We start from the raw sequence: 14,555 nt of genomic DNA on the forward strand, positions 1-14,555 counted from the left end.
AACCTACCTTTTAACCCAGATTGGACTCGACCATGCGAAATCGCCCTGTGCCACCTGCAAATTTCCACAGCGGCCGCCCATCGGCACCCTGCGAAGTGGCTTTAGTCGAACCTCTACATAATAAAAGTGTTCTCCAGAGTCTGGCTCGTCCTCAAACCTCAAAACAGCTTGTTTCTTTCCGACCCATTGCGCCAGCACCTGCTCTCCATCCCTGAACAGCGCGACCTCCTGCACCATTCGGGAAGCCTGCACGCTACAGATTAAGTGCACCTGCCCTGCGACCTCCACCTCCGATCCCATGGGCATTCCGTTCACCCGCACATCCAGCATAACACGAGCACCGTTGGTGGCAAAACACCGCCGTGCCCACAGAGCTTCAAATAGCGCCTCTCGGGTCAACGCCTCTGCCCACACCCCCGTCAGAGCACCCCCCATCCCGGGCACAATCCGATGGGAATCGCTATTCCCCATAAACGCCAGGCGATAGCCCTGCCGCAGTGCCTCTGGAATCGTATCTCGCATCTGAATGTAAATATCCCAACACGAACACAGTTCCACCCCCCCGAGCCGACTGCTCGGAATCACCCACCAGGTGGGATGGTGCGGAAATGTAAAAGCCCGTGTCCTCTCCATCGCTGCCACCCACTTCTCCAGTGTATCCACATCGGACTCAGTAAAATGATACAGCGGCACTTCTCCGCCCGGAAAAAGCATAATCCGATGGTTCGGTCCGCTCTCCGATTCTTTGCGATAGGTGCGCTCATAGGCGGGGACAGCCACAAATCGTCCGGGATCGTTAAAGTGGTCGGCCTCCGCCAAAATCAGTTCAAGCTCAGATGGCGTGAGAATATTATCGTAAAGCACATCATTATCCGTCACCGCCATAAAATCCAGCCGTGCCCTGTAGCGCCCATACGCGTAATTTTCGTCGATCTCACCCTCCGCATCACCCGACAGATTGCCGTGACAGTGGAGGTCCCCCCAGTAAAGCTTATAGGTCTTTCCCTCCACCTCTATTTCGGGCCGCTGGTCAAACACAGGCGGTTCAGGCAGTCGGATCGGTCGCCATGATTGCCAGTCTGAGGCAGGGCGTTCTTGCACCGGCTGCGCCTGATCCAGCGGCAAACTTCCGGCACAGATATCTGCATAATATCGCCCCTCGGAAATCTGAGCGGCAAATGGCAATCTCCCATCCACCACAGGTAAATCTCCATTCACCGTATAGGCATGTACCTCACCATCTACCTCGCAGGATTGCCCCTGATTTCTCCCGGTCAGGGGCCGAGCGTAAAACAGCGCATCCGGACCGTGCCGGTTGACCAACTCGTCCTCTTTGCGCTCATAAAGAACCCAAACATCCCCATCTGTTTCCCGCACAATCTGCGGCCGTCGCCGCCATCCCACAAACCCCATATAATGCTCGCGCCCCAGCAATCCATCGTAGAGATGCGCCACATACCCTTCGGGCATAGTGCGATCCGGTCCCCTGTAAGGCGTCCAGGACCGACCGTCAAAATGCGAAGCCATCGCCTCCACTTTGTGATCCACAAATCCTTTGGGATGGATCACATCGCGCGTGACCGCCCACGTCGCCCAGACCCCGCCCGAACCATCGGGACACAACCTCGGAAATAACTCCCAGTCATCTGTAAGCGAGAACTTCTCCGGTCGCCCCACCCCATCCGGCGTCCAGTTTCTCAAAAACAGATCACAGGCTCCATTACGGAGCGTCTGGTAAGCCACCCAGACACCCCCGGCATGACCACACAGCACGGGCCGATGGTGATCTTCCCCACCCTGCGACAGATCCACGACCTCAGCCCAGCGATCCCCATCCAGACACCTCCCAAATATCCGACGCCTTTTACCCACCAGCGCTGTCCAGACCACCCATATCCTGCCCTCACCATCTGAAGTCACATTTGGAAAAGCCAGACTCGCATCCGCCTCAGCCAATCTCACCACCTCGCCCATTTCATCTGCCGATCGGGCCAGCACGCACCACCGCCCCTCCCGCACAGCGCACCACACCACCCACACTGCATCGCCCCCGCACGCAATCCGCGGCTGAAAATTGATCCCCGCCTCTTCGCTCACCGATAGCACGGGACCTCGCCGCTGACCCTTAAAAGACCGCACCAGAATCCGATCTTCCTTGAGCCTATAAGCGTGCCAAGCAACCCAGAACCGACCAGATCCATCTACAGTCAGCGCCGGGTCTTTATCCACATGCCCGCGGCGATGCTCTGACAATCGAATTTGCAAACGCTCCATACTCCGATCTCCTCAGAATCATCCTGAGCGTCACAAGATGACTTTTATTTTCGGGAATAATTTGTATATTGCTCACAAGAACCCTGATACAACCAGTACCTCTCCCCGGAGAAACCAACAGTGACAACAAACACCATTCGCGTGGGCATCATCGGAACCGGTAGCCGCGGCATCAACTGTATTGGCCATCAAATTGCCGAACAAGCCAGCGACCTGGACATCACAATCACTGCCTTTTGCAACCGCACAGAAAGCCGGATGCACATCGCCCTTGAAGATGTGAACAGGATCGCGGCGGTAGCGGGCAACAGAACTTTTTCACCCACATTCTACAGCGATCCAACAGCCCTGATTGCCGACGACAACGTAGATCTGGTTGTCATCACCACGCCCACGGCAGCCCATCGCGAAGCGGCAATACCCGCACTGCGCTCGGGCAAAAAGGTCTATCTGGACAAGCCCATCGCACATACGCTTGAAGATGCCATAGCCATTCAAAAAGAAGAACACAAAACAAATAATCCGATGATCATGGGCTTTACCAGGCGCTATGAACAGCCCTGGATCGAACTCTACAACCTGCTGAAAAGCGGCGTCATCGGCGACCTCAAAATGATGCTCATTCGCTCTGTAATCCCCTACACGCATTATTTTATGACCTGGCACCGCACGAGGGCCTTGAGCGGTGGTGCGCTCAACGACAAGGCATCGCACTACACAGACGTATTCAACTGGTTTGCGGACGGCCACTGTCTCCAGGTCAACGCCTTTGGGGGGCGCAACCTCTTTGAAGTGCGCGAAGACGCACCCGAATTTTGTGCTGTCTGCGACGACTGGACCTGTCCTTATCGAGCGGAGTTGGTCGAAACGGGAACACAGGATCAGGCCCGGGGCGCAATTGACCAGACCTTCGCCCAGGAAACCGATCCCATGCGCCGAAAAGACAACTGCGTATATAAACCCGGCGCAGACATCTTCGACCACGCATCCATCCACTTCCAGTACGACAACGGAATCGTCGCCTCCATCTTCTACGCCATTTACGGTCCCCAAGCCGAAGATGAGGAAACCTTTGAACTCGTTGGCACAAAAGGCCGAATGATCCTGACGCGTCTGAAAGGCGAAATCGACCTCGTAACGGACTACGGGGAACGCAGAGAAGAAATCATACAATGCAAAGCCGAAGCCTTTGAAACTTCTCACTTCGGTGCAGACCGTAAGCTGGTTCAGGAAATTGCCAAATTTGCCCGCGGCGGCCCATCCACTGTAGATGGACAATACGGCATGGAAGCCACGCGAATGATCTTATCCGCAATGCAATCCATCGACCAGGGCGGCGAAACTGTTCGCCTCACCAACGGACCAATATAAAGGAGGAAATATGACACCTATACTCATGACCGAAGAGCAAAAATTCTTCTTCGACCTTCGCGGCTGGATCCTGCTACCATCTATATTATCCGCAGCCGAAATAGAAGAGATGAAAGCCGAAGTATATGCCGGTGCCAGGCGGAGTTATGAGGGCGCGCTTCAGAACCTGCTGGATCACCCGGCAATCGTCGGCATTCTAAACGAAATCCTATCCGAAGACCCCTTTGTGAAAGATGACTGCTACGGTTTCCGCTGCGAAGGCTCCTTCACCACCGTGCGACCTCCTGGATGGGACAAATCGGAACGGAGAGACAACGGCATGCCCCACGTCGTGCGTCCCCCCCAGCGGGCCAACGCCATGCGCTATCAGGTCGCGGGAAATAAAATTTTTGCCGGGCTGACCCGGGTCGTGTGGGAACTCGAGGAAGTGGTGGCAGGACAGGGCGGCACCTCTTTTCTCAGCGGATCACACAAAGCGCACTTCAGTTACGGCGGTCCGGATCCGTTTCGACCAAATATCGGCGGCTCTCCCTATGAATCCAGTATGAGAGACACAATGGAAGATTATAGCTGCCCCGCAGGCTCGGTAGTCATATTCACGGAAAGCCTGATCCACGCGGCCAACGACTGGATCAACCCGAATAACCCGAGATGTGCTGTCTTCAACTGCTACAACTCCATCTGGGCACAGTGGCACCGCCTCAACCTCGACCACGAAACAATCGAAGCCATGCCCCCCAAGCGGCGGACCCTCTTCCGCGGCACCTGGGCAATTGGCGGTGGGCCAAATGGAAACCGCGAGTACTCGCTGGATAACAGAACCGTCTAACGGCCTGCTCTATTTCGCATCTGTTCAACCACTGGCGTCACTGGCGCTTCGCCGCTATAAAGTGCCTGCCCCCGCTCGTAGGACACCTCCACCTCGCCGTCCTTCACTTCAAGCCGGGGCACGTTGTGCTCGCGCGCATCCCTATCCGTGCCGCGCATCACGGTCAAATGTGCGTCCGTCATGCCCTCCACCATATCGTCGCCCCAGCGGTTCCACGGATGCACGATCTCCCCGCCGCTGCGGTGAAAACTCCGCGACGAGTATTTGATTAAAATCCCTCGCCGCGGGATGGGATTCTTCCACGCCGTGGTGCCATGCGTCGTCGAGCCATCGGCAAAAAACAGCACATCTCCCGCCTCCATCACCAACTGCTTCACCAGCCCCATGTCATCGTCGCAGGACCGCACGCCCGGCGGCGTCGGGTATTTCCCCTTGTGAGAACCCGGAACACAGGCAAACCCGCCAAGACCGGGCGGAACATCCCGCAACTGCCATGTAATCGTCACCGCCTCCGAATAGCTCCGCCCGTTCTGAAACTGATAGCCCATCGGCGGATACATCGGCTCCCCGGCATCGTGCAGCGCATGGCCAGACGTCCCCTGAACCGAACAAAACGCCGACGGCCCACTCATTCGCGCACCACTTCCGCCCATCCACGTCAATCTGTGTTGCACGGGCGGGTGCGCCACCATCTTCCGAAACGGCTCGCAATACGGCTCGGGAAGATCCAGCAAACCACCCAGCACCGGACGCCCCGTGCCCGCCAGACTCTTCGATCCCCGCGACAATTCTTCCTGCACCACAATCTGATCCTCAAACTTGTCAACCGCCTCGTTTGCCTTCTCCAACCATTCCTCGTCCATCACCCCTTTGAGAATCAAATACCCGTTCAACTCCCAAAAATAGAACTCTTTTTCATCGATATTGGAATTGGGATCCCGACTGTAAATTGAAGGGTGAAACACCTCTCGCGATTCATCTATTTTTACTGTCTCGCCATCCGTCACAATCACCGGCGGAGGCGTCGAATACGCATAATCCGGTTTGTAAAGCGACGCGCGCTGTTCGGGGCTGATCTCTGCCTGCCATTCAGGAGAGGGATCCTCCGCAACCATTGGACCCGTCCCGGCAGACTGAATCGCCGCCCGCCCCACATACTCGTAGCTCAACAATCTCCGAGACCCTTTGCTCGGGCGCACCCCCTGCAACACCGTCCCCGCCACCAGAAACAGATCCCCGGCCTTCAACTTCGGCTGGAATGTCAGACCCATATCGTCCACACCCGTAGCCACGTCCTCTGGCGTCTCCACATTCACCTTGTGGGTACACGGCACCATCACAAAACCACCATCGCCCTCTTCCACATCCTCAAGCGCCCAGATCGCCCGCACCGCCTGGCAATACCGGCGACCATTCTGAAAATAGTACGCCCTGGCAGGATTTCTCGGCTCATTACCCCCCACCAGAGGTGCCTCTACATCATAGGTCTCATCGCACAACAACTCTGGCTCCCGGTCCAGCCGGAACCCATAGCCCACGATCTGATTCAAATACCACACCAATTGTGGATGAATCATCAAATCCCGAAACAGATCTCGAAGTGGGGAATCCCATCTCAGCATCCCTTCACTCTGCCCCCCTTTGTCCAGCGCCCCATTCAGCGCCTTCACCTCACCTCGGTTCAACACGCCCGGGATGTGCAAATAGCCTGCCACATCAAAGCTGTAATTCTCCTCGTTGCTCATCGCTTCCCGGTCCATCGGTGACCTCCTGTAAGAAGATTGGGGTTTATTAGTGCATTTAATACATAGTACAGCATTTTTTGGATCAATTCAAAATAAAAATGATTATACTGTTACAAAGGTAGCAATTAACAGAAAAGGAGTGACAAAATATGACCACAAAATCGCGAAAATCTCCCGATGAAATCAAAAACCTCCTGGAAGGCCCTGTCACATCGATACCGACACCTTTTCTATCAAATGGAGACATCGACTGGGACGGCGTGGGCAATATCATCGAAATCGGCATTGGAGGCGGCAGCGGCGTCATCTTGCTGACAGCGGGCGACAGCCAGTACTTCTGCCTGAGCGAAGACGAAATCGCTCAACTCACACAATTTACCATCGAACGTACCGCTGGCCGCGCCCTCACCATCGCCGCGACCGGGGCATGGCCCACCCGGCAAGCAGAAGCGTTCGCCCACAGATGCGTCGAATGGGGCGCAGATGCGCTCATGTCCGTCACCACATTCCACGGCTCAGACCCAGAAGGCGTGGCCACCCACAATGCCGCAATCGGCAAAATCATCCCGGTGATGCTCGTCGGCTATCCCTCGCACCGCGCACTGGATATGCTCATAGACGAACCCGGCATCTGCTGCTTCAAAGAAGATGGCGACACGGCCTATGCCGTAGAAACCCTGCAAAAATACGGCCACCACTGGAAAATCATGACCGGAGGCACCCTGTGGCGTCACCTCCTCGAATGGCCCTTTGGCTGCACCACCTTCATGGACTGGTCCACCTCATTCTCCCCACACATCGGCTCGGAATTCCACCAGGCTCTCTGCCGCAACGACATAGCCGAAGCGCGGCGAATCACCGTCGAAATCGAACGCCCGCTCTGGGATCTACAACCCAATTTCCGGGGCGGATGGCAAACCATGTGGCGCGCCATCCTTGAACTCTACGGCGTCTCCGCCCGATATCTCAGATCCCCCCAACTCTCTGCCACGGAAAAAGACATGGAATCTCTCCGTGCGTCTCTGGATCAGATCGGCCTGCTTCCGGAATAACATTAAGGCAACGCATACACCCACATAAATCTTCGGTCGTAAATCAGAGCCTCATCTCTACCGTCACTGTTCATATCACACACCTGCATCGCATAGCTATAACCGATGTCATCGAGCCGTGTGCGCTCCAAAATACCCGCCGGGCAATCGGGATGTTTTGCATTTACAGGCGGTGAAAACGCCAGCGATATCTCGCCGTCTCCATCCATCCCCCAGGGCCATCCGCCATCGGCATATCCGATCCAGGTCTGGCTCCCCCGAAGCGCAATAATCGGCCGGTTTCTGTGCATGCGGAGCTTTTCCCCACCTTTGGGAAAACCCATTGGCCAGATCCGCTCAGTGGGCCTGCTCCACAATTCCACACCGGATGGATCATAGAGCACCATAGGGCCGTCTGGCGAATTGTAGAGCGCGACCTGAAATTCAGAATCCGAACGAAAACATCCCAGCGCCGTACCCTGGCAATGAATGTGTTCTCTCGAAAAATAAGTCCCGCCTCCCGCCCCAAACAGGTGCAGCTTGTCGGACGCGGCAATAGAAAAAACCGGACCGCCGTCAGTGTGAAACACATCCGTGTAATCCACATGCTGTTGATCTGCATTCAGCGTTTCCGGATCAACAGCATCCATCGTCCACAAAATCTGCCCGTCCATGCCCACGGCACAGTATCCGATCAAATACACCTGCTCGCCATCCACATCCAGAGACAAAATGTGGTGTCCACCTCCCGGAATCGCTTTGGGTCCCCACACCGGCTCCAGATCTGCATTCAGACCCAGCACCGGCTCGCCATATCGCCACGAACCATTTCCCATCTCTCCATTTTTGATCGCAATAGCGGCCTCGTGTTCATCGGTGGGCCGTACAGCGGTCTGGAGGATATAATAATTCTCATCGGGAAGACGGGCACTCTTTACCTCCTCCCCAGTCTCACCGTCCAGGACCACAACCCTATCGCCATCTGCTAAGACCACCTCAATGCGCCCGTCTCCATCAATATCCCCCGTGGCGATACAGGCCTCATAGGAGTGGGAAATATAAGGGATATGCGGCGGATTTGGCGTCCCCCACGTCCACATGCGTCGGCCATCTGCGCGAAATGCCGAGACAGATACGGACTCGGGAAACAGCGCACTTACAAAATCCCAACTCCTGAACGGCTCTGGACCAAAAATGCCCGGCCCCTGATAGGTGATAATCTCCGGGATCCCATCTCCGTCGATATCCGCCGGAAAACACTCTGCCCCGCCGTACTCCTCAAATGCGATCTCAAACATACACGATACCGTTGCCATTACCACCTCCTGCACAAAACCGGGGCTTGCGATAAGCCCCGGTTCTATAACCCCTGCAACTCAATTCCCTACTTTTCCCCCGGCTTGCGATAAGACGACGCGTACCGGTCGCCCTCTGGATCGTACGATACGTGCACCTGTCCATCCCGCACGACCAACCTGGGCACTGTGCGATCCCCTCCATCGCGTTCGGGACCGCGCATAACCGCAAACTGTTCCTCCGTCATATCTTCGACCATATCGCCCCAGCGCTCCTGGGGATCGATCACGCCACCGCCCCAGTTGGAATTTTTAGACTGATATTTAACCAGCACGCCCCGTCTGGGAATCGGATTCTTCCACGCCAGCGCGCCGTGTGTACACCCGCCATCCATAAAAAATAACACATCTCCCGCTTTCATCGCCGGCTGCACCACCAGCCCCATCGTCTCGTCGCACGTGCGGATTCCCGGAGGCATCGAATACTGCGTCTTATGAGAACCCGGCACACAGGCAAACCCACCCAGTTCCGGCTCCACATCCCGCAACTGCCACGTAACCGTCACCGTCTCGCAATAACTCCGCCCATTCTTAAACTGGTAGCCCCGCGACGGACTCATCGGCTCATTCCCATCGTGCAACGCGTGGCCCGACGTCCCTTGCACAGCGCAAAACACGGTACCGCCACCCGTGCGATACCCGCTGGCTCCCATCCAGTTCAGCCGATGCACCACAGCGGGATGGGCAATCATGCGCCGGAAAGGCTCGCAATAAGGCGCGGGCAAATCCACCAGCCCCGGCAACAACGGTCGCCCAGTCCCGGCCTGGCTCTTTGAACCTCGCGCCAGTTCTGCACCAACCTCAATCCGGTCCTGAAATTTATCCACCGCCTCATTCGCTTTTTCCAGCCATTCCTCATCCATCACCCCGCGCACCACCAGATACCCATTCAAATCCCAAAAATAAAATTCCTTCTCATCAATTTTTGAATTTGGATCCCGAATATAAATCGAAGGATGAATCACCTCAGAACTCTCTTCCAACCACGTCTTTTCACCATCGGTATTCAGCACTGGCGGTGGATTAGATCCCTTAGCCCCCGGCCTGTACATCACCGCCTTCTGTTCGGGAGGCGCACTCTCCGACCACTCGGGTCGCGTTTCGATCTCAGCACCTGGTCCCGGTCCATTAGACTGGATGACCGCTCGCCCCGCATACCAGTACGTCAACAGCCGTTTCGGCGAACCCGTCCACGGACGCATCCCCTGCAACGTAGTATCAGCCAGCAAAAATAAATCACCCGCCTTCAGAACCGGCTGTTTCACCAGACCCATATCGTCCTGCCCCGTCGCCAAATCCCCGGGTGTTTCCACATTGCTCTTGTGGCTCGCCTGAACCACCACCAGCCCGCCATCCCCATCCTCCACATCCTCCAGAATCCAGATCGCCTTCACCCCCTGGCACGACCGGCGGCCATTTTGAATAAAATACGCCCGGGACGGATTCCGAGGTTCATCTCCGCCAAACAGGCCCTGCCCGATCTCCCCCTCCCGGCTCCCCAGCAACCGGGGTGCCTGATCCAGTCGGAACCCATGCCCAATAATCTGGTTCAAATACCACACCAGTTGCGGATGCACCAGCAAATTTCGAAACAGATCCCGCTGGGGTGCCTCCCAACCCAGCATGCCTTCGGATCCACCCACTTCGTCCAGCGCCCTGTTCAAAGTCTCAACTTCCCCGCGACTCAACACCCCTGGAACGTGCAAATATCCGGCGACATCAAACGCATAATTCTCTTCATTGCTCATCTCTTCCCGGTCCATCTCTGACCTCCTGTTGGAAAATTGGGGTTTGTCTCTGCATTATAAACTTTTTACTCAATCCAATCAAAAAGTTTTGAAGCTCCAAAAACGCAAAACCGGGACCTGCAGCACAGCCGTAAGCCCCGGTTGTAAACACCCTGTATTTCCCCCAAATATTAAATCTGATGCACCGCCTTGCGCTTCGCGCGCATACTGGCGTGCGATTCTGGCGACCCATCGTGAAACGTGCCGAACCAGTAATCGAACGGGAAATCATTCTCCCCGTAATTACACTCAAAATAGCGGTGATGCAACTGGTGAAAAAACGACGCCGCGGGCATTCTATCACTCCCTCCCACCTCAATTTTATCAAACCCCACATGACCCTGTGCCGGTGTAAACGCCGCATGTTGTGCATTCATCAACATGTGAATCGGATGGGACGGCACCACCCAGTGAATCAAAATACAGCTAAAATACAACAAATGCTCAATCGGGTGCATAGCCAGCCCGGACCACGGCCCAATATTGATATTCTTGTGATGCAAATAGTGCGCGGACTTGTACAGGGGCTTCCAATGCGTCAGGCGGTGAACCCAATAAAAATGGAAAAGCCGCCAGAACTGAATACCGCACAACAACGCAACAAAATAAACCGGTTCTGTGCGCCAATCGACATAGGGAATTATCTCATTCGCAAATGCCCACATAGAAACCACTTCATAAGCCGTCCAGATCGTCCCCCCACTCACACAACTCCAAAAAATATTATCGCGCAATTGATTCCCCCACAAAAACTTGCGATTTGATGTCGCGAGCCATTTCGACGTGTATTTATACCGCGTGCCCTGCGCCTTGAACCTGTAGAAATACACATGCCACGCGCCCGCGATAACAATTAGCATCGCAATATTGCGCACGAACATCTCGGCAATCCAATCCACGCGAAATTCCACACAGCGCTCGAGCGCGGGCTGCAAATAAAGCCATGTGCCAATGGCAATAAGCATATAAATCGCATTCCAGGGCCACAAATAGCCCGGAAAACCAAACATCCACTTCAGCGCCTCAACAGGGCGCGGAGGCCATGCAAAAATCGGCGCAGGCGCCGGGCGTTTTGCGGGCTGCCATTCGCCACTTTCATCCCGGGCAACGCCATCTACAACTTCCTTCTCCACTCTGGTATCAGCCATCTTGATCCTCCTTGTGTTGCGTTAGCGGTCAGTAGTCAGCCCGCGCACTCCAGCCCCTCTTTACTTCCTCCTTCACACTTCCTGTTTCACACTTCACACTTCCTATCTAAATCCTCCCGCTGACCCACTGAATACCCCGCACTAACACCGACTGAAAATTTCCATCCTTCCACGTCTGATTGTCGTGCCCACTCTGAAGGCAAAACACCCGCGTACCATTGTATTGCCGCGTCCAGCCGATCGACTTCATACACACCGGATGATCTGTCGTCAACAGCAAATGGCTATCCGAATCCGGCTCATCCATCACATAAGTCTCATCAATCATCTCCCAATCGGATATCTCCCGCGTAATCGGATGATCCCCATCCTCTACCGCAATCCGCATCACCTCATCGTGGCTGAACGATTCAAACGACCCCGCGACAACACCGGCCATCTGCACCCAGGGATCCCAATTCGGAAATGCCAAAATCGCGTGGTGCAACAACACAATCCCCTTGCCCGTCTCCAGCCAGGACTCCAGCGCGCTTAGAGGTCGCCCCATCCACCCGGAACGGTTCTCATCTGTCGGACCTTCCTTGTGCATATTGTAAAACACAACCGCATCGTAGAAATCGCGCTCCTCTGCTCGTGGCGATGCAAAATCCTCCAGAGACTGAATATAAGCATCCACGCCTTCTATATTGCGGAACAACCCGTGGAAATTCGGCACATCAAAACGGTGGCCGCCGGTCACCACCGCAACCTTAATAGAATCGTCCATAAATGTACCTCCCTTAAAATATAACCTATCTCCCTCGATTTGTCTCCCAAACCGGCCTTTCCTGCCACGGCTCAAAATCTGGATTCTCCTCGGGAATTTTGGCTTCGATTTCCTCCTGCCACGCTTTCAGAAGCGCGTGCAATCGATCTCGCACACCGGGCAATTCATCTGCCAGATCATTCTCCTCGCCAATATCCTCTCGCAAATTGTACAACTCGACATGCCCGGATTCAAAAAACTCGATCAGCTTATAATCCCCCGCTCGAACCGAAGATCCAGGTGTCCCTCCCTGATTGCCATAATGCGGAAAATGCCAGAAAATCGCATCGCGCGCCAGATCGTCCCCCCTCAACAAAGGCGCAATACTCACGCCATCGCAATGCTGATCGGGAATCAAATCCAGACCCGCCATTTCCAATATCGTCGGATAATAATCTGTACTCGTCACAGGAACATCGCAAACAGACCCCGCCGGTGTCACACCGGGCCATTTGACAATCAGCGGCTCTCGCGTTCCGCCTTCATACATCCAGCCCTTGCCCTCGGCGAGCGGCGCATTGCACGTCGGCGAACCTTCACTCGTCGCCAACCCACCATTATCTGAGGTAAACATAATCGCGGTATTATCGGCAATGCCCGCTGCTTCCAGCGCGTCCAAAATGCGCCCCACACTCTCATCCATGCTCTCGATCATCGCGGCGTACACCGGGTCGGACTGCACCGTCCGCCGCGTAATGCGCCTGTCCTTTTTGTGTTCCCCCGGGAAAAAATCGCCCTCTTCAAACGGCTCAATTTTATCCAGCCCCATCTTTTTCGCTTTCTCTTCGTACTTCTCGATCTTTTCCCGCTTCGCCTGAATGGGCGTATGCACCGTATAATACCACAAATTCAGAAAAAACGGGCGATCATCGCGGTTCTCGATCAAATCTACGACGCGATCCGTCAAATAATCCGTCAAATACGTCCCGTCCGGCACATCCACATCGTCCAGAACCGGAATCGTCCACGGACTAAAATAACCCCCTCGCCCGGGAGACCCATGTTCGCATCCGCCCACATTCACCTCAAACCCGTGTTCATCGGGATAAAACCCAGGTCCCCCCAAATGCCATTTGCCAACATGCCAGGTCGCATACCCCCCGTCCTTCATCGCCTGTGCAACCGAGCGCTCTTCATGGGGCAAATACCTGAAATAGGGCACATCGATCAATTTGCCGCGATTGGGATGATTTCTCCCGCTCCAATCGATAAAATTCGTCACCCCAACCCGCGCGGGATATTTGCCACTCATCACACTCGCGCGCGTTGGCGAACACACCGGACACGACGCGTACGCATCCGTAAACTTCATCCCCTCGGCGCACAACCGATCCAGATTGGGCGTCTCGTAAAATTCACTTCCGTAACACGTCGTATCTGCCCACCCGTAATCGTCCAGCAAAATAAAAATAATATTGGGTTTGCCCATTTCCATTAAATCTCCACATCCACACTCTTGCCAGAAGCTCCCGACTCGCGTGCCGCGTGCAACACCTGCATCACCCGCAAACCGTGTTCAGCAGTAATAATCAGATCCTCGCCCTCGCGCAAATGCCGCGCGATATTCGCGTGTAGATTTTCGCGCGGTACCGCATCGGTACGCACTTCCTCAGAATCTTCACCATAAACCGTCACCTCGCCACCGCCTCCACGTTCACACACAAGCGTCGCTTCCGTGCCCAGAACAATCCACTTATATGGCAGGGAATAAAAAGAAATATCCGCCTTGGCAGCACGCGCGCGCACCCCATTGTCAAACACCATCACAATATCGAACAAATCGTCTGAATCGCCCCACTTTGTATGCCGCACATCGGCAAATACCGATACCACCTTGTGCCCCGACATCAAATCGATAATTTGCTCGACCCAATGCGGTCCAAAATCCAGCAACGTTCCCCCACCCGCCGCGGCTGTCACGCGCCATTGCTGATTGTAATCGGGCACGCCAAAACCCACAGCGGGACGCGCCCCCATCGTGCGATTCTCAAGCGCAACAATCTCGCCAACCGCACCATCTAAAACCGCGTGCTTCACCAAACAATAATCGCGATCGTAATGCCGATTGTGGTGCATCGTCAACACCACGCCATTATCTCTGGCAGCCTGCACCATTTCCTCGGCCTCTGGACCGGTCAGTGACATGGGCTTTTCTATGGCAAGGTGAAGGCGGAAGAATGGAGCCATATTGCCATGGTCTGGGATGGGAA

Annotated in this window: 11 protein-coding genes; 3 read left to right on the forward strand and 8 right to left on the reverse strand. The window is 55.1% G+C overall.

Annotation, left to right across the window (positions count from 1 at the left end; all coding sequences use genetic code 11):
* Positions 1-3 precede the first annotated feature (3 nt).
* Entirely contained in the window at positions 4-2,274 is a 2,271-nt protein-coding gene (locus OXH16_19285; GenBank protein MCY3683547.1) for a DUF3604 domain-containing protein, read from the reverse strand.
* 120 nt (positions 2,275-2,394) lie between these two features.
* On the opposite strand from OXH16_19285, the gene OXH16_19290 reads away from it, so the two are divergent.
* Together OXH16_19290 and OXH16_19295 are read left to right on the forward strand one after the other, a co-directional pair.
* Complete coding sequence (locus OXH16_19290; GenBank protein ID MCY3683548.1) at positions 2,395-3,645, forward strand: Gfo/Idh/MocA family oxidoreductase; 1,251 nt, start codon at positions 2,395-2,397, stop codon at positions 3,643-3,645.
* 10 nt (positions 3,646-3,655) lie between these two features.
* Positions 3,656-4,474 (forward strand): phytanoyl-CoA dioxygenase family protein, encoded by an 819-nt coding sequence (locus tag OXH16_19295; protein MCY3683549.1) that lies wholly within the window; start codon positions 3,656-3,658, stop codon positions 4,472-4,474.
* On the opposite strand, the gene OXH16_19300 is transcribed toward OXH16_19295, so the two are convergent.
* Positions 4,471-6,234, reverse strand: a complete 1,764-nt coding sequence (locus tag OXH16_19300; protein ID MCY3683550.1) for a phytanoyl-CoA dioxygenase family protein — start codon at positions 6,232-6,234, stop codon at positions 4,471-4,473. The two genes, OXH16_19295 and OXH16_19300, sit on opposite strands and share 4 nt — an antisense overlap.
* A 134-nt stretch (positions 6,235-6,368) precedes the next feature.
* On the opposite strand from OXH16_19300, the gene OXH16_19305 reads away from it, so the two are divergent.
* Complete coding sequence (locus OXH16_19305) at positions 6,369-7,271, forward strand: dihydrodipicolinate synthase family protein (GenBank protein MCY3683551.1); 903 nt, start codon at positions 6,369-6,371, stop codon at positions 7,269-7,271.
* A gap of 2 nt (positions 7,272-7,273) precedes the next feature.
* Here OXH16_19305 and OXH16_19310 read toward each other — a convergent pair whose 3' ends face one another.
* The 6 genes from OXH16_19310 to OXH16_19335 form a co-directional block, all read right to left on the reverse strand.
* On the reverse strand, positions 7,274-8,566 hold the full coding sequence (locus OXH16_19310; protein ID MCY3683552.1) for a hypothetical protein: 1,293 nt from the start codon (positions 8,564-8,566) through the stop codon (positions 7,274-7,276).
* A 68-nt stretch (positions 8,567-8,634) separates the two neighbouring features.
* Positions 8,635-10,368, reverse strand: coding sequence for a phytanoyl-CoA dioxygenase family protein (locus tag OXH16_19315; protein MCY3683553.1), 1,734 nt, complete (start codon positions 10,366-10,368; stop codon positions 8,635-8,637).
* A 155-nt stretch (positions 10,369-10,523) separates the two neighbouring features.
* On the reverse strand, positions 10,524-11,540 hold the full coding sequence (locus OXH16_19320; GenBank protein MCY3683554.1) for a sterol desaturase family protein: 1,017 nt from the start codon (positions 11,538-11,540) through the stop codon (positions 10,524-10,526).
* A 106-nt stretch (positions 11,541-11,646) separates the two neighbouring features.
* Positions 11,647-12,306 carry a ThuA domain-containing protein gene (locus tag OXH16_19325; protein ID MCY3683555.1) on the reverse strand — a complete coding sequence of 220 codons (660 nt, stop codon included), beginning with the start codon at positions 12,304-12,306 and terminating at the stop codon, positions 11,647-11,649.
* Between the two features lie 25 nt (positions 12,307-12,331).
* Positions 12,332-13,780, reverse strand: coding sequence for a sulfatase (locus OXH16_19330; GenBank protein ID MCY3683556.1), 1,449 nt, complete (start codon positions 13,778-13,780; stop codon positions 12,332-12,334).
* Positions 13,780-14,555, reverse strand: a 776-nt coding sequence (locus OXH16_19335) for a Gfo/Idh/MocA family oxidoreductase (GenBank protein ID MCY3683557.1), incomplete at its 5' end; no start/stop codon positions are given. The genes OXH16_19335 and OXH16_19330, both read right to left, overlap by 1 nt.

Source organism: Gemmatimonadota bacterium (assembly GCA_026705765.1).
Classification (GTDB): Bacteria; Latescibacterota; UBA2968; order UBA2968; family UBA2968; genus VXRD01.

Excerpts from the sequence above, each read along its gene's own strand:
- OXH16_19285 (MCY3683547.1), bottom strand. The coding sequence starts at position 2,274 with ATGGAGCGTTTGCAAATTCGATTGTCAGAGCATCGCCGCGGGCATGTG.
- OXH16_19295 (MCY3683549.1), top strand. The coding sequence starts at position 3,656 with ATGACACCTATACTCATGACCGAAGAGCAAAAATTCTTCTTCGACCTT.
- OXH16_19300 (MCY3683550.1), bottom strand. The coding sequence starts at position 6,234 with ATGGACCGGGAAGCGATGAGCAACGAGGAGAATTACAGCTTTGATGTG.
- OXH16_19305 (MCY3683551.1), top strand. The coding sequence starts at position 6,369 with ATGACCACAAAATCGCGAAAATCTCCCGATGAAATCAAAAACCTCCTG.
- OXH16_19310 (MCY3683552.1), bottom strand. The coding sequence starts at position 8,566 with ATGGCAACGGTATCGTGTATGTTTGAGATCGCATTTGAGGAGTACGGC.
- OXH16_19315 (MCY3683553.1), bottom strand. The coding sequence starts at position 10,368 with ATGGACCGGGAAGAGATGAGCAATGAAGAGAATTATGCGTTTGATGTC.
- OXH16_19320 (MCY3683554.1), bottom strand. The coding sequence starts at position 11,540 with ATGGCTGATACCAGAGTGGAGAAGGAAGTTGTAGATGGCGTTGCCCGG.
- OXH16_19325 (MCY3683555.1), bottom strand. The coding sequence starts at position 12,306 with ATGGACGATTCTATTAAGGTTGCGGTGGTGACCGGCGGCCACCGTTTT.
- OXH16_19330 (MCY3683556.1), bottom strand. The coding sequence starts at position 13,780 with ATGGAAATGGGCAAACCCAATATTATTTTTATTTTGCTGGACGATTAC.